This window comes from Alistipes sp. UBA6068, assembly GCF_949428155.1.
Classification (GTDB): domain Bacteria; phylum Bacteroidota; class Bacteroidia; order Bacteroidales; family Rikenellaceae; genus Alistipes; species Alistipes muris.
The window spans coordinates 95,479-116,735 of sequence record NZ_CASQFS010000008.1; the positions used below are offsets into that span (position 1 = coordinate 95,479).

Below are 21,257 nucleotides of genomic sequence, written 5' to 3' on the forward strand. Positions count from 1 at the left end.
GCTATGAAAATCTACGAAAGCGCGGTCCGCAAACCCATCTCCACGATACTGCTGTTCGTGGGCGTGATAGTCTTCGGACTATACTCGCTGATGAACCTGGCCGTGGACCAATACCCGGAAATCGAAATCCCCCAGATTTCGGTCATCACGATGTATCCGGGAGCCAACGCGGCCGACATAGAAACCAACATAACCCGTGTGCTGGAGGACAACCTCAACACGGTCAACAACCTGAAGAAACTCACCTCCAAGTCGCAGGACAACGTGTCGATGATCACGGTGGAATTCGAGTACGGCTCCGACCTCAACGAAGGGGCCAACGAAATCCGCGACGTGGTGTCGCGCGTGCAGTCGATGCTGCCCGACGACGTGGACTACCCCACGATCTTCAAGTTCTCGACGTCGATGATTCCGGTGATGATGCTGGCGGTGACGGCCGACGAAAGCTATCCGGCGCTCAACAAGATACTGGACGACAAGCTGGTGAACGTACTGAACCGGGTGGACGGCGTAGGCGCCGTGTCGATCGTGGGCGCACCGGAACGCGAAATCCAAGTCAACGTAGACCCGGCCAAGCTGGACGCCTACGGACTGACCGTGGAACAACTGGGCCAACTTATCGCGGCGGAGAACGTCAACATCCCGAGCGGCACCATCGACATAGGCAACAACACGTTCAACATCAAGGCCGACGGCGAATTCAAACTTTCGGACGAACTGCGCAAGGTGGTGGTCTCGAACGCAGGAGGCCGGACGGTCATGCTGACCGACGTGGCGGAAATCCGCGACACGCTGGAAAAAGCCACGATGGACGAACGCGTGAACGGCAAACGCGGCGTGCGCGTCATCTTCCAGAAACAATCGGGCTCGAACACGGTGAACATCGTTCACGAAATCCAGAACCGCCTGCCGGAAATCCAGCGCTCGCTGCCCAAGGACGTGAAGATGGAACTTATCTACGAAGCGTCGCAGGAAATCACGGACGCCATCGGCTCGCTGTCGGAGACGATCATGTATGCGTTCATCTTCGTGGTGCTGGTGGTGATGATTTTCCTGGGCCGCTGGCGCGCGACGTTCATCATCTGCATGACGATACCCGTGTCGCTGATATGCTCGTTCATCTACCTCTTCGCGACGGGCTCGACGCTCAACATCATCTCGCTCTCGTCGCTCTCGATAGCCATCGGTATGGTGGTGGACGACGCGATTGTGGTGCTTGAGAACATCACGAGCCACATAGAACGCGGCTCGAACCCCAAGGAAGCGGCCATCTATGCGACCAACGAAGTCTGGCTGTCGGTCATCGCGACGACGCTGGTGGTGGTAGCGGTGTTCCTGCCGCTGACGATGGTGCCGGGCATGGCGGGCATTCTGTTCCGCGAGCTGGGCTGGATCGTGACCATCGTGGTCTGCGTCTCGACGACGGCGGCCATCACGCTGACGCCGATGATGTCGGCCTACCTGCTCAAGCTGGAGGGCGGCATCCACGACTACAAAGGCATCGGCATCGTCTACAAACCCATCGACCGTGCGCTGGAATGGCTCGACAACGCCTATGCACGCGCGCTGAACTGGGTAGTGCACCACCGCCGCATCACGTTCGGCTGCATGATGGCGCTGTTCCTGGCGTCGCTGGGGCTGGTGACGCAGGTGCCGACCGAATTCTTCCCGCCCGCGGACAACAGCCGCATATCGGCGACCGTGAAGCTGGAACAGAACCTCTCGATGGAATACACGGCGCAGGTGGCGCGTCAGATAGACAGCATCCTCTACGAAAAGTATCCGGAAGTGACCATCGTATCGGCCTCGGCGGGCGCCAACTCGTCGGACAACGCCTTTGCGGCGATGCAGACGACGGGTTCGCACATCATCAACTACAACATGCGCCTGACCGACACCGACGAACGCGACCGCTCGATTTTCGTCATCTCGGACCTGCTGCGCAAGGACCTCGACAACATCCCCGAAGTACGCCAGTACACCGTCACTCCGGGCGGCATGAGCGGCGGCATGAGCGGTTCGTCGACGGCCGACATCAAGGTGTTCGGCTACAACATGGACCAGACCAACGCCATAGCCAACGACCTGAAGGAGAAGCTGGCGGCGCTCGACGGCACACGCGACGTACAGCTCTCGCGCGACGACCTGCGGCCCGAATACAACGTGGTCTTCGACCGTGACCGCCTGGCCTACTACGGCATGAACAGCGCGACGGCGGCCACGGCCGTGCGCAACCGCATCGACGGACTGACGGCCTCGAAATACCGCGAGGACGGCGACGAATACGACATCATCGTCCGCTACGCCGAACCGTTCCGCACGCGGGTCGAGGACGTGGAGAACATCACGCTCTACAACATGCAGGGCCGCCCGGTGAAGCTCAAGGAAGTGGGCAAGGTGCAGGAAGAATACGCGGCGCCGGAAATCCAGCGCGAGAACCGCCAGCGAGTAATCACCGTGCAGTCGACCTTGGGTGCAGGCGTGGCGCTGGGCGACGTGGTAAGCGAAATCGAAGAAATGATTGCGGACTATCCGCTGCCCGACGGCGTGGACCTCGAAATCGGCGGTACGGTCGAAGACCAGGGCGACGCATTCCGCGACCTGCTGACGCTCTTCGTGCTGATCGTGGTGCTGGTCTACATTGTGATGGCCACGCAGTTCGAGTCGCTGAAATTCCCGTTCATCATCATGTTCACCATCCCGTTCGCATTCACGGGCGTGTTCCTTGCGCTGTGGATGACCTCGACGCCGCTGTCGCTCATCGCGCTTATCGGAGCCATCATGCTGGTGGGTATCGTAACGAAGAACGGTATCGTGATGGTGGACTACATGAACCTGCTTATCGAACGCGGCTCGGGGGTATTCGACGCGGTGATTGCGGGCGGCAAGAGCCGTCTGCGTCCGGTGCTGATGACCTCGTTCACCACGGTGCTGGGCATGCTGCCGCTGGCTATCGGCACGGGTGCGGGCTCGGAGACGTGGCAGCCGATGGGTATCGCCGTCATCGGCGGTCTGACTTTCTCGACCATCCTGACGCTCTTCATCGTGCCGGTGCTCTACTCCATCATGGTGAACCGCGCACAGCGCAAAGAGCGCGAAAAACTGGCCCGGCTGGCCACCGAACAACAGAGCGGGAACAATTGAGAATTCACAATTCATAATTAAGAATTTTGCTTCTGCCCGGAGTTTTGCGACAAGCAGCTTCGGGCGGAAGCGAAAACGGCAACGATATATGAAAGCAGTATTTTTGTCATACAACCAGGCGCTCACCGACCGGGTGAACCGCATATTGGACGAACAGGGCATCCGCGGGTTCACGCGCTGGGCCCTGACCGAAGGCCGCGGCTCGGTGGACGGCGAACCCCACTACGGCACCCACGCGTGGCCCTCGATGAACGCCTCCGTGCTGGCCATCGTGGACGATTCGCAGGTGGCGGCGCTCATGGACGCGTTCCGCGCGATGGACGCCACAACGAAGATGCAGGGCTCCCGGGCCTTCGTCTGGAACATCGAAGGCGGATACTAAGAAGTAGAGAATTCGGTCTGTCATTCTGAGGAGGGGCAAGACGAACCGACGCTCACAGCATACGCAGAGACTGCTTGCAGGCTATGTCATGCAAGGAGGAGGTCAACAAGCGCAGCGCAGTTAAGAATCTGTTCCCAAGCCTGCCCCGCATAACAGATTCTTCGCTACGCTCAGAATGACGAATGCAAAGCGCGCAGCCTTGAGGGCCGCGCGCTTTTGTATTTCCATAGGAACCGGCTACCAACCGCCGCCGAGGGCCTTGTAGAGCTGGACCAGCGCGAGGTTTTCATCGCGCACGGCGTTGCTCAGCCCTATCTGCGCATCGAAATAGCGGCGCTGGGCGTCGAGCACGTCGATATAATTGATGCTGCCCGACTGATATTGCAGCCGGGCCAGCTCGACATACTTGAGGGCGGCATCGCGCGAATGGATTTTCAGCACCGTAGTCTGCCGCAGCTTGCGGTAGGTCGAAATGGCGTCGACGGTCTCCCGGAAGACCTCCAGCACTTTCTGCTCGTAGCCTAAACGGCTCTCGTCGTAGGCGGCCAAAGCGGCCTTGTAGCGGGCCTTCTTGCGGCCGAACGCGAAAACGGGAGCGGCCAGCTGCCCGGCGACATAGGAAAACGGCGAACGGAAGAATCCTTTGAGCGCGTCGTTCTCCCAACCGCCCTGCAAGGTGAAGGTGAGCCTCGGAAAACGGTCGGCATAGGCCACGCCGACCGACCCCATGGCCGACCGCAGCCGCTGCTCGGCGGCCCGCACGTCGGGACGCCGCTGCAACAGCTGCGAAGGCAACCCCACGGGCAGCGAATCGGGAACCGAACTCTGCATGTCGACGGCGCGGCGGCGGACAACCTCGCCGGGATAAGCCCCCATCAAGAGACACAGCGCATTCTGAGTGACGCCGATACGGTTTTCCAAATCGGGAATGAGCGCCGCCGTGGAAGCGAACTCCACCTGCGCCTGCCGGTAGACGATTTCGGAAGTCAGACCGCCCTCGAACCGCAGTTTGGCCTTGGCGACCCCCTCGCGGCGCGTTTCGAGCGTGCGGCGGACGATGGCCAGCTCGCTGTCCAGGGCGACGAGCCGGAAATAGGCCGACGCGGCCTCGGCGATGAGGGTCATGCGCATGGCGCGCTCGTCCTCCACCGAAGCGAGCCACTCGGCCTCGCCCTTGCGCTTGGCCCAGCGCAGGTTGCCCCACAAATCGAGCTCCCAGCCGATGGTCGCCTTGAGCCCGAATTCGGGGTCGAGCTTGGAACTCTCGCCATAGTAATCGTTGGTCTCGTGGTCGGCAAGCACGTTGACGCCCAGCGACGGCAGGCGCTCGGCCTTGCGGATGCGGTAGAGCTGGCGCATCTGCTCGACGTGCGCGGCGGCAGCGCGGATGTTCCTGTTGTGGTCGAGCGTGCGGCGGATGATGCTGCAAAGCGCGCTGTCGCCGTAGAACCGCCACCACTCCATGTCGGCGAGCGTGAGCGTATCGACGGCGCCCGGCACGATGGCCGCGGGCAATCCGAGCTCGGGGGTCTTGCAGTGCCGCACGGCCGAACACGAAACCGCGAACAGCGCGGCGCAGGGGATGAGAAATGAGAGAACCCGTTTCATCGTTTCAATTTTTCTTTCAACCGATAAACCCACACGAAGAAGAACGGCACGAAGATGATGCCGATGCCGATGGCGGCCAGCATGCCGAAGAATACGCCCGTACCGATGCCCTGGCGGCTGGCAGAGCCGGGACCCGACGCGAAGACCAGCGGCAGCAGGCCGAGGATGAACGACAGCGAGGTCATGACGATGGGCCGGAAACGCAGGTGCATGGCGGTCAGGGCCGCCGACACGGCGTCGCGCCCTTTCTCGACCTCCTCCTTGGCGAACTCGACAATCAGAATAGCGTTCTTGGCGACGAGACCTACCAACATGACCAGACCGATCTGGAAATAGATGTTGTTTTCGAGCCCGCAGACCCAGATGCCCAGATAGGCCCCGAGCCCGGCGACGGGCAGGGAGAGGATGACGGCGACGGGCACCGACCAGCTTTCGTACTGAGCGGCGAGGAACAGGAAGACGAACAACAGCGCCAAGGCGAGAACCAACCCCGTATTGCCGCTTTCGTGCTTCTCCTGGTAGGAAAGACCGCTCCACTCGATGCCGATGTTCTCGGGCAGATGCTCGCGGACGATACGCTCCAACGCGCGCATAGCCTGCCCGGAACTATAGCCGGAAGCAGCCTCGCCCGTGATAGGAGCGGCGTAGAACATGTTGAACCGCTTGACGTTGCCCGCCCCTGTGGTATAGTGGGTGGTACCGAGCGCCGTGACGGGAATCATGGCCCCGTCGGCCCCGCGGACGAAAAAGAGCCGCAGGTTGTCGCGGTGGGCCCGGTAAGGGGCCTCGGCCTGGATATAGACGCGGTAGATGCGGTTGAACATGTTGAAGTCGTTGACATAGAGCGACCCGGTGAAGGCCTTCATGGTGGAGAAGATGTCCGACATGGGCACCCCCTGCAACCGGGCCTTGTCGCGGTCGACGTCGTAGTAGAGCTGGGGAATGTCGTTCTGCATGGAAGTCGACAGCCCGGCGAGCTCGGGCCGCTCGGCGGCATAGCGCATCAGCGTATCGACGGCCCGCTGCAAATCGGCGTAGGCGGCGTCGCCGCGGGCTTCGAGGACCATCTCGAAACCGCCCGACGACCCCAGGCCGGGGATAATGGCGGGCGTGGAGAGGTAGACCTTGGATTCGGGGTAACGCGAGAACTCGCGCCGCGCCCGCTCCATGACGGCGGCGATGCCGTCGGTCGAACGCTCGTCCCACGGCTTGAGGATGACCGTGAGCTGGCTGCGCGCCTGGTTGGAACCCACGCGGGAGCTGGACCCGGTGACGTTGAGCACGTGCCCCACGTCGGGATCGGCTTGCAGGAACGCAATGGCCCTCTCGGTGACGGCGCGTGTGCGCTCGATGGTAGCCCCCTCGGGCAATTCGAGCTCGACGGTGAAATAACCCTGGTCCTCCTTGGGCATGAAACTCTTGGGAACGAACTCGTTCAAGAGCCAGATACCGACGAGCGCGACGCCGAAGACGGCGAACATGCGCCGCGAACTGCGGATGGTCTGCGCGACCAGCCGCCCATAGAAACGGTTGCCCGTGGCCAAAGCGTAATTGATGGCCCGGAACACGCGGTTCTTGCGCCCGCCCTTGTCGGGCCGGAGGAACGCCGCGCACATGACAGGGCTCAACGTGAGGGCGACGACGGTGGAAATGATGACCGAAACGGCGATGGTGATGGTGAACTGCCGGTAGAGCTGGCCCGTGATGCCGGGCAGGAAACTCACGGGAACGAAGACGGCGCAGAGCACCAGCGACATGGCGATCAACGCGCCGCTGAGGTTGCTCATGGCCTTTTTGGTAGCTTCGTAAGGCGGGAGACCCTCCTCGTGCATGATGCGGTCGACGTTCTCGACCACCACGATGGCGTCGTCGACCACGATGCCGATAGCGAGAATCAAACCCAAGAGCGTCAGCAGGTTGAGCGAGAAACCGAAAGCGAGCATGACGCCGAAAGTACCGATGAGCGAAATAGGCACGGCGACGACGGGAATCAACGTAGCGCGCCAACTCTGCAACGAAAGGTAGACGACGAGGATGACCAGCAACAGCGCCTCGAACAACGACTGGTAAACGTGGTGGATGGACGACGCGATATAAGTCGTCATGTCGAACGGAACGGCGTAACTGATGCCCTCGGGGAAACTCCGCCCGATCTCCTCCATGGTCTCGCGGACCCGGGCGGCGACCTCCATGGCGTTGGCGCCGGGCAGCATGTTGATGTTGAGCACGGCGGCATTCCCGCCGTCGATGCCGCTTTCGGTCGAATAGGACGACGCTTCGAGCGAAATCCGCGCGACGTCCTTCAGACGGATGATCGACCCGTCGGGGTTGGCGCGCACGACGATCTGCTCGAACTCGCCGACCGACGACAGACGCCCCTGCGCGGTGATGGGAATGGTGACGTCGATACCCTCGATAGGCGCCTCGCCCAACACCCCGGCGGCCGATTCGCGGTTCTGGTCCTTGAGCACCGACTGCAAGTCCTTGACCGTGAGCCCGAGGTCGGCCAACTTGTCGGGCTGAACCCAGATGCGCATGGCGTAATAACGGCTGCCGACGTTGGAGACGCTGCCGACGCCGGGCACGCGGCGCAGGAGGTCGAGCACGTTGAGCGTAGCGTAATTGGAGAGGTAGATTTCGTCGAACTTGGGGTCGGACGACAGCAGAACGATGGTCATGAGCTTGCTGGCGGCCTGCTTCTCTACGGTGATGCCGTTCTGCACGACCTCGGCGGGCAGGCGCGACTCGGCTTTCTTGAGCCGGTTCTGAATGTCGACGGCGGCCAGGTCGGGGTCGGTGGAGATGTCGAAAGTGACCGTGGCGGAAAAACCGCCGGAATTGGAACTCGACGACTCCATGTAAATCATGCCGGGCGTGCCGTTGAGCTCCTGCTCGATGGGCGTGGCAACGGCCTGCGTGACGGTCTGCGCGTCGGCGCCGGGATACGATGCGGCGATGCGCACGACGGGCGGGACGATCTGCGGATACTGGTCGACGGGCAGCAGGAACAGCCCGATGGCCCCGACGATGACGATGACGATGGAAAGGACCGTCGAAAAAACGGGATGGTCGAGGAAGAAATTGCGCTTCATGGCCTACTCCTCCTCCGTGACGACATCGACCTTGGCAGGCTCGGCGGGCAGAGCCTCGACCTTCATGCCGTGCGACAACTTGTGGAAGCCCTCGACGACAATCCATTCGCCGGGCACCAAACCGCGCTCGATGACGGTGTTGTTGCCCACCTCGGGCCCGGTCTCGACGAAACGCTTCTCGACGATGCTGTCGGGCCGCACGACGTAGATGTAAGCCCCGCCGTTTTCGATGACCAGCGCCTTGGCGGGCACGACGACGGCGTTTTCGCGCACGTCCATCAGCAACTTGACGCGCGTGAACTGCCCGGGCAGAAGAACATGGTCGGGATTGGGCATCTCAGCGCGGACCGAAAAGGTCCCGGTCTTGGGGTCTATCTGCGGGTCGGCGAAATCGACCAGTCCGCGCAGGGGATAGGCCGACCCGTCGGCGAGGGTGACGGTGATGTAGGGGTCCCACGTGCGGGTGGAATCGCGGTGCCCGAGATTGACGTTGCGGGCCTTGGAGCGCAGATATTCGAGCGACGTCATGCTGAAGTCGATACGCACCGTATCGCTCTTGACGACGGTGGCCAAGAGCGACTGCCCGCCGGGACCGACGAGGGCCCCGATGTCGGCGTTGCGCTCGGAAATGTAACCCGACACCGGCGACCGGACGGTGGTATAACCCAACGTGAGCTCGGCCTGCGTGAGGTCGGCCTCGCAAACGACGACGTCGGCCGCGGCGCTCTCGTAAGCGGCGACGGCATTGTCGAGGTCGAGCTGGCTGGCGGCGTTCTGCTCGTAGAGCGGACGGATACGGTTCAAGTCGCGCTGGGCCTTCAAAGCCTGCGCCCGGGCCTTGTTGAGCTGGGCCCGGGCGCGGTTGGCGCGGGCACGGTAGAGCTGCGGGTCGATGATGAAGAGGGTCTGCCCCTTATTAATATAGGTACCCTCGGCGAAGAGCATCCGTTCGAGGTAACCCTCGACGCGGGCGCGGATTTCGACGAACTGCTGGGCGCGGATACGCCCCACATACTCGCCGTAGACATTGACGTCCTGCGTGACGACGGGCTCGACGGCCACGACGGGCAACATCTCGGCCACGGGCCGGTGCCGCAACACGTAGACGACCGCGAAGACGCCGAGGACCACGACACAAACCGCCCCTGCGACCCAACGCTTCAACCGCGGCGAAATCCCTCGGAACCACCGGGCCAGGCCGCCGCCCGCCCGCCGCGCATAACCGGCGTAAGTCTGCAACAACAACTTTTCGGGCCGAATCTCCTTTTGCTGATTCATCATGCACAAATTAATAAGACCGATTCTTTATCTTCTCTGTCGGCACCTGCCGGCCGGAGCTGCAAAAAACAAGCCCCGCATACGACACAACGCCGCAAGGTGCAAAGATATTGCTTTAATTCAGATTTCCATGCGGATAGCTCCGGGAAACACGGATAAATAGGGGCACGCTTGACAAATTAACCGTCTTTATCTTTATCTTTGCAACTATGAAACTGACATTCTTGGGCACAGGAACCTCGCAAGGGGTGCCGGTTATCGGGTGCCGCTGCGCAGTATGCCGGTCGGAAGACCCGCGCGACAACCGCCTGCGGACCTCGGCGATGGTCGAGACCGGGGGCAAACGGCTGGTCATCGACGCGGGCCCGGACTTCCGTGCCCAGATGCTCCGCACGGGCGTGCGCCGCATAGATGCCATCCTGCTGACCCACGAACACAAGGACCACACGGGCGGGCTGGACGACGTGCGGGCGTTCAACTTCGTGGACTACCCGCCGACGGTACACCGGGTCGACATCTACGCGGCACCGGCTGCGGCGGCCGTAGTGCGCAAGGATTTCGACTACGCATTCGCGCAGGACAAATACCGCGGAGTGCCGGAAATCGCGCTGCACGAAATCGACCCGGCGCAGCCGTTCGAGGTCCAGGGAGTGCGGATAGTGCCGATAGCCGGGCTCCACTCGCCGCGCTTCGGGGTGACGGGATACCGCATCGGGAAACTGGCCTATCTGACCGACTTCAAGACGATAGACGACCGCGAAATCGCGAAGCTGCAAGGCGTGGAAGTACTGGTAGTCAACGCACTGCGGTTTGCGCCGCACGATTCGCACTTCAACGTCGACGAAGCGCTGGCCCTTATCCGCCGTGTCGGCCCGCGCGAAGCCTACCTGACGCACATGTCCCACGAAATCGGCCTGCACGCGGCGACCGACCCGACCCTGCCGGAAGGGGTGCGCCTGGCATACGACAATCTGCAAACAGAAATAAACGACCCACAATGAAAGACTTTACGAACAAGACCGTCGTAGTGACGGGGGCTTCGTCGGGAATCGGCGAAGCGCTGGCCCGCGAATTCGCGGCGCGTGGCGCGCGGGTGGTCATGGGCGCCCGGAACATACAGAAACTGCAACTCATAGCAGGCGAAATCCGCGCCCGGGGCGGGCAGGCGGCCTACTGCGGGGCGGACGTGACCCGACCGGAAGAATGCCGCGAACTGATCGCGACGGCGGTACGCGAATTCGGCGGAGTGGACGTACTCATCTGCAACGCGGGGCTCTCGATGCGGGCGCTGTTCGACGATGTGGACCTCGAAGTACTGCACCGGCTGATGGATGTGAACTTCTGGGGCACGGTCAACTGCTGCAAATACGCCCTGCCCTACCTCCAGGCGTCGAAAGGCTCGATCGTGGGCGTCTCGTCGGTAGCGGGACTGCACGGACTGCCGGGCCGCACGGGCTACTCGGCGTCGAAGTACGCGATGACGGGATTCCTGGAGACGCTGCGCATCGAAAACCTGAAGAAAGGGCTTCATGTGATGATAGCCTGCCCGGGATTCACGGCCTCGAACGTACGCTTCTCGGCGCTGACGGCCGACGGGACGCAGCAAGGCGAGACGCCGCGCAACGAAGCGAAGATGATGACGGCGGCCGAAGTGGCGCGCATCATCGCCAAGGGCGTGCAGCGCCGCAAACGCCTGTGCCTGATGGAAGCCGAAGGGCGTGCGACGCACTTGGTGAAGAAATTCGCCCCGGCGTTCCTCGACCGCATGTTCTACATGGTCATGGCCCGCGAACCGGACAGCCCGCTGAAGTAACGAAAGAGCCGCTGCAAAAGCAGCGGCTCTTTCATTGTGCGGAGAACCCTCCTACTTGAAGAAGATGGAGGAAATCTCCTTGTAATTATGCACGCGCTCGATGACGTCGGCGAAGAGGTCGGCGACGGTGAGCACCGTGAACTTATGCAGGTTCTTATCGGGATTGAGCGGAATGGTATCGGTGACGATGACTTCCTGCAAGGCGCTGTCGTTGATGCGCTCGTAAGCGGGCCCCGAGAGCACGGGGTGCGTGATGGCGGCCCGAACGCTCTTGGCACCGCGCGCCATGAGCATGTCGGCGGCCATGCAGATGGTTCCGGCGGTGTCGATCATGTCGTCGACGATGAGGATGTTGCGCCCTTCGACCTCGCCGATAGCCGTCATCTTGCCGACGACATTGGCCTTGGCGCGCTCCTTATGCGAAATGATGATGGGCGTACCCAACAACTTGGCGTAGGTGTTGGCGCGCTTGGCACCCCCCATGTCGGGCGCGGCGATGGAGAGGTCCTCGATATTGAGACTGCGGATATAAGGCACGAAGATGCCGCTGGCGTAGAGCGCGTCGACGGGCACGTCGAAGAACCCCTGTATCTGGTCGGCGTGCAGGTCCATGGTCATGATGCGGTCGGCACCCGCGGCCTTGAGCATGTTGGCCACGAGCTTGGCCCCGATGGGCACGCGCGGACGGTCCTTGCGGTCCTGCCGGGCCCACCCGAAGTAAGGCATCACGGCGACGACCTGGTGGGCCGAAGCGCGCTTGGCGGCGTCGACCATCATCAGCAACTCCATGAGGTTGTCCGTCGGCGGGAAAGTCGACTGGACGATGAAGACCGTACAGCCGCGTATCGACTCGTTGAAACAGGGCTGGAACTCGCCGTCGCTGAACCGGAGCACCTCGGACTGGCCGACCGTGGTACCGAAGCTGGCGGCGATTTTGGAGGCCAGGTATTCGGATGCGCGGCCCGCGAAAATCTTGATTTTGTGGATTGCCATAGCGGATCGTTGGGTTTAGTGGTGCAAAAGCGTTACAAAAATAGTATAAGAAAACCGAAAAAACGCCCCGGCGAGAGAGTTTTTTCAACAAACGGTCAACCGCCGAGACACTGGCCGATGAACGCGAGGATTTCCTCGCGCCCGGCCCCCTTGGCCGACGAGGAGACGAACATGGGCGGAAACTCCTCCCACTGCTCGGCCAGGGCGCCGCGGAAACGCTCGACGCTGCGCCGGGCCTGGGTCTGCGAGAGCTTGTCGGCCTTGGTGAAGATGATGCCGAACGGCACCCCGTTCTGCCCCAGCATCTCGATGAAACGCAGGTCGATTTTCTGCGGCTCGAGCCGGATGTCGACGAGCACGAACAGGAAATGGAGCTTTTCGCACCGCAGAACGTAATCGGTAATCAGCTTGGAAAACTCGCCGCGCTGGGTCTTGGAAGTGCGGGCATAGCCGTAGCCGGGCAGGTCGACGAGGTACCACGCCCTGTCGATGCAGAAATGGTTGACCAAGCGCGTCTTGCCCGGCGTACCGGAGACCTTGGCCAACCCGGTGCGGTTGGTCAGCATGTTGATGAGCGACGACTTGCCGACGTTGCTGCGGCCGATGAAGGCGATGTCGCGCAAATCGTCCTTGGGCACCTGCGAAATGCGCTCGGACGAACACTTGAATTCGGCTTGGGAAATCTGCATGATTTTTTCGATTGACTGCTCAAAGATAGATTCTTCGTCGCTGCGCTCCTCAGAATGACAAAGGGAGGGGCTCCTCAGAATGACAAAGGGAGGAGCTCCTCAGAATGACAACCAGGATAGCAACGGCCTTTATCCATTAATAATCCGGCGGACGGCAGCGTCGACGTCGCGGAACAGCTGCGGGAGGTCGGCCCCGAGCAACCGCCGCCCCTCGACGAGCACGCGCCCGTCGACGACGACCGTTTCGACGTCGGACGCCTTGCCGCAATAAACAAGGTTGGAAACCACGTCGTGAAGGGGCTGGAGGTGGGGTTTCTGCAAATCGACCACGATGAGGTCGGCCAAAGCCCCCTCCTGCACGATGCCGAGCTCGCCCTCGCGGCCCATGGCCCGGGCCCCGTTGACCGTGGCCATGCGCAACGCCTCGTAAGCGGGCAGCGCGAGCGGGTCGGCCGTGGCCGACTTCTGCAAGAAAGCCGCCGTGCGCAGCTCCTCGAACATGTCGAGGTCGTTGTTGGAACAAGGCCCGTCGGTAGCGACGGTAACGAGCGCCCCGGCCCGGAGCATCTGCTGCACGGGTGCCACGCCGCTTGAAATCTTCATGTTGCTCTGCGGATTGTGCGACACGGTGACGCCACGTTCGGCCAGGATGGCTATCTCCTCGTCGTCGACCCACACGCAGTGGGCACCGATGGTCCGCTTGTCGAGCAGCCCCAGCGAATCGAGGTAACGGACCGGAGTGGTGCCGTAACGCTCGCGCAGAATGGCGGTTTCGTCCTGCGTCTCGGCGATATGGGTCATCAGATGCAGGCCGAGCTTATCGGCCAGCGCCTTGCCGCGCGTGAGGTTGTCGGCCGAAACGGTATAAGCCGCGTGGGGAGCCACGGCGATGCGGATGCGGTCGCGTCCGGCGGCGAGCCGGGCGGCCTCCTCGATCTGCGGCATGACCTCCTCGACATTGGTGTCGAAGTAATTGCACCCGAGCATGGCGCGGATACCGAGCCTGTCGACCGTCTCGACGCAGCGGTTCTCGAAGTAATACATGTCGACGAACGACGTGACGCCGCCCAACAGCATCTCGGCGATGCCGAGGGTCATGCCCAGCACCACGTCGTCGGCCGTCTGCCGGGCCTCGAAAGGCCAGATACGGTCGTGGAGCCACGCCATGAGGGGGATGTCGTCGGCATAACTGCGCTGCAAGGTCATGGCGGCGTGGCAATGGGTGTCGACGAGCCCGGGCATGAGGAGCCTGCCGCGGCAATCGAAGACCCGGGCGTCGGGATGCGCGAGCCGGAAAGCGGTTTCGGCCGCGGGGTCGTCGGAGACCAGCGCGATGCGGTTGCCGACGACGCCGACGGAACCGCAAAAAGTGTGCGGCTCACTGCCTGTCATCGGCAGGACGGTGGCATTGGAGAAGAGAAGGACTGACATGGTTATTCGATGGAATTGCCCTGCACGGTTATCACCTCGCGACCCGTGACGGAATTGGAATAAATCTGCAAGACCTTGCTGAAAGTCCCGGGCTCGCTTTTGAGCGGCTCGTAAGTGACGCGGACGATCCCCTCGCCGCCGGGCGGAACGGGCCGCTTGGGAAACGTGGCCTTGAAACACGAACACGAAGTGAGCACGCGGACGACGACCAGCGGAGCCGAACCCTCGTTGCGGAAGACGAAATCGTGCACGAGACTGCCGCCCTTACGCGCGACATCGCCGAAATTATGCGCGGCGACGGGCAGGACGAGCCGGGCCCCCTGCTTCTCGGCAGGCTGTTCGCACGGCGTCTGAGCCCGGCCGGGAAAAGCCCCTCCGAGCAAAAGGACGAAAACGAGTAAAAACCGAAACAACTTCATAACGGAAATCATTGCATGCTGAAAACATAAGTAATCGTACCGCCCTGCACGGCGGCGCTGCTCTCGGTGAACCGGGCCTTGCGCGCGGCGGCGAGGGCGGCCTCGATAAGCCCAGGGTCGCCGACGGTCGACCCTTTGGGCTCGAAAGCGGCGCTGGTGACGTTGCCTTTGGGCCCCACGACCACCCGCACAACGATCTTGCCGCTCCGGTCGCCGGGATAAGCGGGCCGCGGCAGATTGCCGACCAGACCGCGCCCCTGCAACCCCTTGTCGACCTGATCGAGCCCCTCGTAACTCGACCCGGGGCCCTGCCCGGCGTCCTGCTGCCGCCCCTCGCGCACGTGGGGATTGCCGGTATCGGCGGGCTCGGTGCCGCTCTTGTTCATGTTGAAGAGGGCACGGGGATTGGGCGAGCGGGAAACCTGCGCGTCGCCGGAGACCTGGGCCGAACGCTCGACGTTGGAGGGCTCGTCGTGCGTCCTCGGCTCGGCGGCGGCCTCGGTGGGCCGGGGCCGCTCGGGCTGCGGCTCGACGAACTCGACGAAGATGGTGTCGGCGGGCCGGACCGTCACGGCGAAGCCGAACGACACCCACCAAAAGGCGGCTGCCAGCCCGGCGGCGTAGCACACCAACGCCGCAATCGCCGCCCACCGGGGCACCCTGTCGCGGGAATCGGGAAACATGCCTAATTAGCTGTTGTCGCCAGAATCAGGCGGTACCCGTTTCTGTTGACGATATTCATGACCTTGACGACCTCGTCGACAGCCACCGTCTTGTCGCAATGCAGCGACACGGTAGGCTCCTTCTGCCCCTCGAGCCGTGACTGCAAAGCCTGCTCTACGCCCTGCAAACCGTCGACCCGCTCCAGCTCGACGTAATAATTGTAGGCCGTGCCGACCTGCTGGATGGAGACCGTGGTGACGGCCTTGTCCTTGAGCTGGTTGGAGCTTTTGGGCAACATGAGCTTCAAGGCGTTGGGGTTGATGAGCGTTGTGGCAATCAACAGAAACAACAGCAAGAGGAACATGAGATCGGTCATGGACGAAGCCGAAAACGACTTGTCGACCTTGGAACCGTGTTTGATGGCCATGACGAACTACTTTTGAACGGGCTGGTTGAGAATGTCCATGAACGCGATGGAATTGGCCTCCATCTGGAACACGAGCTTCTCGATGCGTGCGACGAGATAATTATAGCCGAAATAAGCAGGGATGCCGACGATAAGACCCATGACCGTGGTGACCATGGCGACGTACATGCCGCTCGAAAGCAGTCCGAGGTCGACGGTACCGCCTGCGGCCGACATGTCCATGAACGTGCGGACCATGCCGAGCACCGTGCCGAGGAAACCGATCATCGGAGCGCCGCCGGCGATGGTGGCCAGGAACGGCAGGCCGTTTTCGAGCTTGGAAACCTCCAGATTGGCGACGTTCTCGATGGCGGTCTGCACGTCGCTCATGGGCCGCCCGATGCGCCCGATGCCCTTCTCTATCATGCGGGCGATGGGGGTATCGGTCTTGCGGCACAAGCTCACGGCGATGGCAATCTTGCCGTCGGAAATGTAATCGCGGATGCGGTTCATGAAATTCATGTCGAGGACCGAAGCGCGGCGGATGGCCAGAAAACGCTCGACGAAGATGAAAATCGTCACGCCGCCCAGCACCAACAAGGGCCACATCAACCAACCGCCCTTGACGAACAAGGTCCACAACCCCATGCGGGTCTCCTCACTGATGGCCGCCGCCCCGGCAGCCTGCAAAAAACGAATCATAACGTAGTGAAATTTATTTAAGTTTTTTCCTTATCTGTCGAATTCGATGTCGTCCTCCTCGATGGGCTCCTCGTCGAACCCCGGCTCGGGCGGGTTCTCCCGCGCAGCCCGTGCGGCCTGTTCCGCCCTTTCGGCGCGGCGCGCGGCACGGCGGGCCTGCCGCTGCTTGTTGGTGAAACGCTCGCGGACGCGGCGCCGCAGGTCGCGGAAATTGTTGAAGTCCTCCTTATAATAGACACCGATGCCGGTCTCCTGCAAACCCTGGTTCTCGTCGAAACGGTCGATAGTCTGGGTGAAAGCCTTGAGCTTGAGGGCTCCGGCCCGGTCGATGAGATAGGTCACATAGGCCTCGCCCATGAAGTTGGAGACGGAATTGTTGACCGCCTGCTTGTTGTCTATCAGGTAATTGCCCTCGACCTCGACGATGAGCCGGTCGTCGATCAGGCTCTTCGAAAGACCGAAATCGACCTCCTCGCCCGTCAGCTCCGACTTGGGCCGGTAGCGGATCATCAGGTTGTAGTCGCTCATCGAAAGCCAGTTGCTCAACTGGTTGGAGAGGAACTCCAGCCCCGTGGCCGCCGAGACCGAAGCGCCGATGTCGGAACCCGATGCGGCGTTGTTCTCGGCCAGGAAGCTGTTGAACAACAACAGGTAGAGGAACTGCATGTTGGTCGATTCGGGCGTGGCCAGCGCATTGGCTATCAGCGTCTGCGTCTCGGGGTCGGACGAAGGCACATGGACCTCGAAGCCGACCGACGGATTGGAGAGCCGGTCGCCGAGGTGGATGACGCACTCGACGGGCACCGACCGGTCGGTGCCGGCCTTGTTCTCGGCTGTGTTCTGGAACAACTGCTGCAACAGCGGTTGCAGCGACGCCTTGACCTTGTAGACGGCATTGATGTCGAGCATGGCGTTCATCGGCGCCCCGGTCCACTGGATAGTGGAACCGTTCTCGATGGTGAAGCGCTTGTTGATGATATTTTGCAGCGAAAGCTGGTAGGTACCCTCGCGGATGGTGTAGTCGCCGTACATCTCGAAAACGTTGGACCGCGGGTCGATCTGGAGGTTGAGCGTACCCTCGCCGCGCGCCCGGACGGCGTTGCCCGACACGGCGATCTCGACCTCCACGTTGGGCCGCACGTCGAGCGCAAGGGCGATGTTCATGCGGCTGTCCTGCTTGTCCTTGCGGTCGCGGCGCCGCTCGAACAGCATCTTCTTGCGCATGACCTTGTCGAGCGTATCGACCTCGGCGGGCTTCTCGAAGACGACGAAATCGGCGTAGGAGATATTGGACTTGCTGGAAAGCGGCATCGAGAAGAACGAATCGTCGTCGGTGCGGGCGGCGATGTCCATGCTGACCTGCCCCTTGTCGCCCGCGATGCGGGCCATGCCGGACGCGTAGACGCGCCCGAAGAAGAAGTCGTTGTCGTCGGCCGTGGTGTTGAGCACCAGCATTTCGTCGGGCGCCACCCGCAGGTCGTAGGCGATGTTGGAAAGGTGCTGAAGATTGAGGTCGACATCGAGCCGCCCGCGGTTGCCCTCGGGGTCGTAGACCGGGACGTTCGCGGCCCGGAAACGGTTGCCCCTGACGTCGAGCACGGCTTCGGGCACGCGGTAGCGCACCTGCGTGAAGTCGACCGTCGTAGCGAGCCCCCGGGCGCGTATCTGCCCGGTAAGTTCGGCCTTGCGGCGCTCGCCCTGCACGACGAGCTCGGCCGACGCGACCCCCTGTGTCGACGAAACGACCCCCGCAAGCACCGGGTCGAGCAACCCCATGTCGAGGCTGTCGACGTTCATGCGGGCGTAATAGCGCATCCGGTCGGGGGCGAAGTACCCCCGCACGAGCGTATCGTGCTTGGCCCGGTTGAGCACCGTCATGCGGGCGCGGCTGCGGGCGAAGTCCCAGCGCGAAACCAACCTCAGCGGCGGCCCGGGGATGTCGTTGACCTCTAAGGAATCGACCTCGATGTCGGCATGGAACTCCCCGCCGCGCAGCACGGACTTCATGGTAGCCCCGCCGTTGGTGCGCCCCTCGACCAGGTAGCCCATCCGCTCGACGATCTGCGAGAGAGGGGCGATGTCGAAATTGTGCAGGCGCAGCGTGAGCGAATCGTCGCGGCTGCGCGAAGCGACGCCGTCGAGCAGGAGACTCTGGTTGCGGTGGGAGACGAAGAAACGGTCGATAAGCACGCGGGAGGTGTCTATCTGAATGCGGTTGGCGAAAATCTGCCACCGCTTGTCGTCGCGCGTGATGTGCGAGGGCAGAATCCGCAGGTCGACGACCCGTCCGCCGTCGCTCCGGTCGTCGGCCTCGGCACGCACGCTCACCAACCCCGAAAAACGCCGCAGGGAATCCTCGAATCCGGTCGAAAGCTGCATGCGGTTCTGCTTGGCCCCGCCCATGACCGAAAAATGGGGCAGGTGGAGCGGTCCGGCGTAGAGGTCCTCGGCCGAACCGTAGACGGTGAGCGAATCGCCGCGGTTGGACGCGTTGATGTTGAGCCGCGTAGCCAACAGCCGCTTGCGCTCGATGAATTCCGAATCGGCCTTGAGCGAAAGCTGGTCGCTGGCGGGGTTGAAGAGCAGCTGCAACGACGACCCGTCGGCAATCTGCAATCCCGACGACACGGCGTCGGCCACAGGATTGAAATCGCGGATATAAACCGACAGGAGCGAATAATCGTCGGGCACGGCGGTTTCGTGCGTCGCCGACCGGGCTCCCCGCCGCTCCTTGCCGAGCAGGGGCAGGTATTTCCAGGCGCTCTGGCGCAGGTACTCGAAGACGGTGCGGTAGCTGGTCTTGGACCGGAACGTGACGTCGGCGAAGTCCGAACGCAGTTCGATGAACTTGCTGTGGGCCGAATTCTCGCCCGTGACCACGGCGCTGCGGGTCTCGACGACCTTGTCGTTGTAGCGGTAGGACGCGTCGGTGACGCGGATAACGCCGTTCAGGTCGTCGAGCGTCCGCCCTCCGGCGTTGGCCTCGACCCGGGCGGCGAGCACCGACACCGAATCGCGCTGATTGACGTGCAGCGCCGCCAGGTCGGCACGCCGCAGGTCGAGCGTGAAATCGTAATGGGGAACGGCGCCGTTGAAGTCGACGGCTCCGGCGAAATCGAAATCGAGGTTGGGGTCGCGCGCCGTGACCAGGCCGTCGAACCCGCGGTTGCGCAGACGGCCGTCGAGCCGGAGCGAATCGTAGGTATAGCCCCGGAACTCCAACTGCGATACGTTGCCGACGACCATGGCGTCGGTCACTCCCCGGCCCACCGACCCGTTGACGGCGGCGGTGAGCGTGGCATCGCCCAGCAGGCTGCGGCGGCCGAACAGCTCGCCCAGCCGAAAGCGCCGGGCCGAGAGGTCGCCCTGCAACGCACTGCGCCCGCCCCCGAGGGGCTTCATGGCGAGGTTCAGGTCGACATTGCCTACCCCCGTGGCGAGTGCGGCCCGGAGGTCGAACGACGAAAGCAGGCCGCTGAAACGGGCGTTGAGCCCGAACCGCCCGGCCCGGCCGAGCATGGCAGAAAGCGCGGAGGGCAGCTCCGTATGCCCGATGTTGCGGGCCAGCAACTCCATCTCGTCGGCCGTGGTGACCAACCGCGGAATGTCCAGCTCGAAGCGTGTACGGCGGATGTCGGGCAGTCCGGTTATCTTGGCCGTGGCCGCGAGCGAAGTGCCTGTGCCGATGCGCATGTTGCGGAGCTCGGCCTCGAAATCGGCGACCGTGCCGGTGAAATCGGCGTTGACTTCGCTGAAAAGCGTATGCCACCCACGGAGCTGCGGCGCGAAGAAAGCCAGGTCGTCGGACGAAAGCGAAGAATGGCGCAAGGCTCCGTCGAGCTGCACCTCGCCGATGAAATTCTTGTAGTCCGCCCACGAATTCCCGACCAGCGACACATAGGGAATCGACAGGTGCGACCGGGCGGTGAGGATGGTGGTCTCCTCGAACCCGAGACACCCGCTGACCAGGTAGAACCGCCCCGACAGGCGGTCGAGAACGAACCCGCTGCGCTCGCGCGCCGAAAGGGAGGCGATGGTGGCGTAGATGGTGTAGCCGTCGATGGTGAAGTCGTCGACGTAGGCGGTCATGTCCGAGAGGTGCATGTGGCCGAAGTCGATGCCGTAGGGGGGATTGCGGTGCTGCTGCCGCTCAAGGCACAGCTCCATGCCGACGATGGAAGCCTTGCGCAGCGCGAGGTTGAAATTGCCTTTCTTGGGACGGTCGGGGTCCGAAAGCCTGCTGACGATCTGCCGGATGTTCATCCCGCCGTCGGGGGTCTCGCGCAGGCAGAGCTTGGCGCCGGAAATCTCGGCACGGCTGAAGACGAGCCCGCCGCCGAAAATCCCGAGCCGGGTGAGGTAGGCATCGAGCCGGTCGACGTAAAGGAGCGTATCGCGCTGGTAATCCTCGACATAGAAACCCTCTATCTTGGCCTTGCCGAACCACCCGATGTCGACGTGCCGGATGGCGACCGTGGTTTCCAGCTTGGAAGAGACGACCCCGGCGGCCTTGTGCACGACGAAGTTCTGCACGGCAGGAACACCCAGCAGCAGCGACAGCGCAAAAGGGAGCAAGACGACCGTCAGAACGATCGCCAGCAACACCTTTCCCAATATTTTTATACCTTTGTGCACGA

At 62.5% G+C, this 21,257-nt stretch carries 15 protein-coding genes; 4 read left to right on the forward strand and 11 right to left on the reverse strand.

Annotation, left to right across the window (positions count from 1 at the left end):
* Nucleotides 1–3 precede the first annotated feature (3 nt).
* On the forward strand, nucleotides 4–3,144 hold the full coding sequence (locus QVG21_RS06270; RefSeq protein WP_287923138.1) for an efflux RND transporter permease subunit: 3,141 nt from the start codon (nucleotides 4–6) through the stop codon (nucleotides 3,142–3,144).
* 88 nt (nucleotides 3,145–3,232) lie between these two features.
* Nucleotides 3,233–3,526 (forward strand): PG0541 family transporter-associated protein, encoded by a 294-nt coding sequence (locus tag QVG21_RS06275; protein WP_251214988.1) that lies wholly within the window; start codon nucleotides 3,233–3,235, stop codon nucleotides 3,524–3,526.
* A 237-nt stretch (nucleotides 3,527–3,763) separates the two neighbouring features.
* Here the strand turns inward: QVG21_RS06275 and QVG21_RS06280 are convergent, their stop codons facing one another.
* From QVG21_RS06280 to QVG21_RS06290, 3 genes are read right to left on the reverse strand one after another with little or no spacing between them, the layout of a single operon-like run.
* On the reverse strand, nucleotides 3,764–5,134 hold the full coding sequence (locus QVG21_RS06280; RefSeq protein ID WP_287923142.1) for a TolC family protein: 1,371 nt from the start codon (nucleotides 5,132–5,134) through the stop codon (nucleotides 3,764–3,766).
* The gene (locus QVG21_RS06285) at nucleotides 5,131–8,226 is read right to left on the reverse strand and encodes an efflux RND transporter permease subunit (protein ID WP_287923144.1); all 3,096 of its coding nucleotides are present in this window, start codon (nucleotides 8,224–8,226) and stop codon (nucleotides 5,131–5,133) included. Before QVG21_RS06285 ends, QVG21_RS06280 begins: the two co-directional genes overlap by 4 nt.
* 3 nt (nucleotides 8,227–8,229) lie before the next feature.
* The gene (locus QVG21_RS06290; protein WP_287923147.1) at nucleotides 8,230–9,507 is read right to left on the reverse strand and encodes an efflux RND transporter periplasmic adaptor subunit; all 1,278 of its coding nucleotides are present in this window, start codon (nucleotides 9,505–9,507) and stop codon (nucleotides 8,230–8,232) included.
* Between the two features lie 206 nt (nucleotides 9,508–9,713).
* Between QVG21_RS06290 and QVG21_RS06295 the strand changes: the two genes are divergently transcribed.
* Nucleotides 9,714–10,505 (forward strand): MBL fold metallo-hydrolase, encoded by a 792-nt coding sequence (locus QVG21_RS06295; RefSeq protein WP_287923150.1) that lies wholly within the window; start codon nucleotides 9,714–9,716, stop codon nucleotides 10,503–10,505.
* Entirely contained in the window at nucleotides 10,502–11,317 is an 816-nt protein-coding gene (locus tag QVG21_RS06300) for an SDR family oxidoreductase (RefSeq protein WP_251214995.1), read from the forward strand. The genes QVG21_RS06295 and QVG21_RS06300 overlap by 4 nt, the downstream gene beginning before the upstream one ends.
* 51 nt (nucleotides 11,318–11,368) lie before the next feature.
* Here QVG21_RS06300 and QVG21_RS06305 read toward each other — a convergent pair whose 3' ends face one another.
* From QVG21_RS06305 to QVG21_RS06340, 8 genes are all read right to left on the reverse strand, one after another.
* A complete protein-coding gene (locus QVG21_RS06305) occupies nucleotides 11,369–12,310 on the reverse strand; it encodes a ribose-phosphate diphosphokinase (protein WP_287923154.1) in 942 nt (313 codons plus the stop codon).
* 95 nt (nucleotides 12,311–12,405) lie between these two features.
* Nucleotides 12,406–12,999, reverse strand: coding sequence for a ribosome biogenesis GTP-binding protein YihA/YsxC (gene yihA / locus QVG21_RS06310; RefSeq protein WP_287923157.1), 594 nt, complete (start codon nucleotides 12,997–12,999; stop codon nucleotides 12,406–12,408).
* A 129-nt stretch (nucleotides 13,000–13,128) separates the two neighbouring features.
* Complete coding sequence (locus QVG21_RS06315) at nucleotides 13,129–14,430, reverse strand: amidohydrolase (RefSeq protein WP_287923159.1); 1,302 nt, start codon at nucleotides 14,428–14,430, stop codon at nucleotides 13,129–13,131.
* Nucleotides 14,431–14,432: 2 nt separating this feature from the next.
* Nucleotides 14,433–14,849, reverse strand: coding sequence for a DUF1573 domain-containing protein (locus QVG21_RS06320; protein WP_287923162.1), 417 nt, complete (start codon nucleotides 14,847–14,849; stop codon nucleotides 14,433–14,435).
* An 8-nt stretch (nucleotides 14,850–14,857) separates the two neighbouring features.
* A complete protein-coding gene (locus QVG21_RS06325; RefSeq protein ID WP_287923163.1) occupies nucleotides 14,858–15,532 on the reverse strand; it encodes a TonB family protein in 675 nt (224 codons plus the stop codon).
* A 2-nt stretch (nucleotides 15,533–15,534) separates the two neighbouring features.
* Nucleotides 15,535–15,939: an ExbD/TolR family protein gene (locus QVG21_RS06330; protein ID WP_251215001.1), complete on the reverse strand. Its 405-nt coding sequence runs from the start codon at nucleotides 15,937–15,939 to the stop codon at nucleotides 15,535–15,537.
* 6 nt (nucleotides 15,940–15,945) lie between these two features.
* A complete protein-coding gene (locus tag QVG21_RS06335) occupies nucleotides 15,946–16,620 on the reverse strand; it encodes a MotA/TolQ/ExbB proton channel family protein (protein ID WP_251215002.1) in 675 nt (224 codons plus the stop codon).
* A gap of 30 nt (nucleotides 16,621–16,650) precedes the next feature.
* Nucleotides 16,651–21,225, reverse strand: a complete 4,575-nt coding sequence (locus QVG21_RS06340; protein WP_325362719.1) for a translocation/assembly module TamB domain-containing protein — start codon at nucleotides 21,223–21,225, stop codon at nucleotides 16,651–16,653.
* Nucleotides 21,226–21,257: the final 32 nt, after the last annotated feature.